Below are 1405 nucleotides of genomic sequence, written 5' to 3' on the forward strand. Positions count from 1 at the left end.
CACTAGTGTCGCATTAAAATAATTCAACGCTTTATAAAAATCTAAATTTTCAGTAATTTTATCTTTGCATAAAAAAAGCCTTTATAATGGTTGGGCGGTAATAAACCATCCAAATCCAAAATAAAGGACCATAGCATGGATAAGTTTACACGAAAAACATCATTTGAACAATGGTTTTCACCGATTTTCTCCACAAATCTCGAGGAATTGGTTGAAAGCTATCAATTAAATACCTATACAAAGAAGCTACACATTGCGTCATTCTTGAAATTGTTCGTATTCGCTCAGCTCAATGAAACCGAGAGTCTGCGTGCAGTCAGTGAGACATTATTTTCTGACGACCTTCAACAAGCGACGCATTTAGAAGCGATTAGCTTTTCGCAGCTCGGACGCCGATTAAATCAAGTGCCGACTGAAGTGTTCCAACAGGTATTTTGGGATTTAGTTGCCCAAATTTACGAGAAATCACATTATGAGCAGCGCCGAGAAACGACAACACCACTGAAAATTATCGACTCGAGTACGTTGCCATTGAACTTGAAAAACCATAAGTGGGCTGAATTCCGTAAAACAAAGTCGGGCATCAAGCTTCATTTACGTCTTGTTTACGCAGAAAAAGGCTGTTCCTATCCAGATGAAGCGGTGCTGACAAACGCGAAAGAACATGATCGTGGTCAGCTGGAAGTACTCGTTGACGACAAAGAATGCATGTACGTCTTTGACCGGGGTTACTTGGATTATGAACGATTTGACCGCATGACAGACGATGGGTATTTCTTTGTGTCACGCTTACGAAAAAACGCTGTCATTCGTGTAATCGAGCCATTTAAACTGCCTGAAGACTCGCTTGTGTTTTCAGATGAAATGGTTTTGATTGGTACACCACAAAACCGTGCAGAAAACGCTTTTCGCCTCATCAAAGTGCTCGATTCAAAAGGAAACGAACTGCATCTGATCACGAATCGATTTGATTTAAGCGCTGACGAAATCGCTGAGTTATATAAGTCACGCTGGGCAATCGAGCTATTTTTTAAATGGCTGAAGCAGCACTTGAATATTAAAAAGTTCTACGCACAAAGCGAACAAGGCGTGCATAATCAGGTGTACATCGCGATGATTGTCTATTGCCTGCATGTACTGGCACAACTGAACACGAATAGTTCGAGAACGTACTTACAAATTAGTCGTTTACTGAAGGCAGCTCCATGGAAATCCTCTCACTTATGGCTACGAAAAATCACAGGAAAAGCGGTCCCATAAAGGGTTTCCCGCCTCTGTCACACTCGTCAACAGTTATAGTAAAAAAATGGATGTTTACTACCTCTGTTCAAGAGTATTCGTTTTTCTTTATAAAAGGAAAAACAAGAAAACAGAAAATTCAGTTAAAATTTATGCGACGCTAGTG

General features: G+C 40.2%; 1 protein-coding gene. It reads left to right on the forward strand.

All coding sequences use genetic code 11. The features are described from left to right. Positions 1 to 135: 135 nt before the first annotated feature. A complete protein-coding gene (locus tag M3Z76_RS19595) occupies positions 136 to 1260 on the forward strand; it encodes an IS4 family transposase (RefSeq protein WP_295657549.1) in 1125 nt (374 codons plus the stop codon). Positions 1261 to 1405: the final 145 nt, after the last annotated feature.

The sequence above is a fragment of the Metasolibacillus sp. genome (genome assembly GCF_025291715.1).
GTDB lineage: Bacteria > Bacillota > Bacilli > Bacillales_A > Planococcaceae > Metasolibacillus > Metasolibacillus louembei.

What these genes read in the sequence shown, in the direction of transcription:
- M3Z76_RS19595 (WP_295657549.1), top strand. Translation starts at nt 136, where the DNA reads ATGGATAAGTTTACACGAAAAACATCATTTGAACAATGGTTTTCACCG.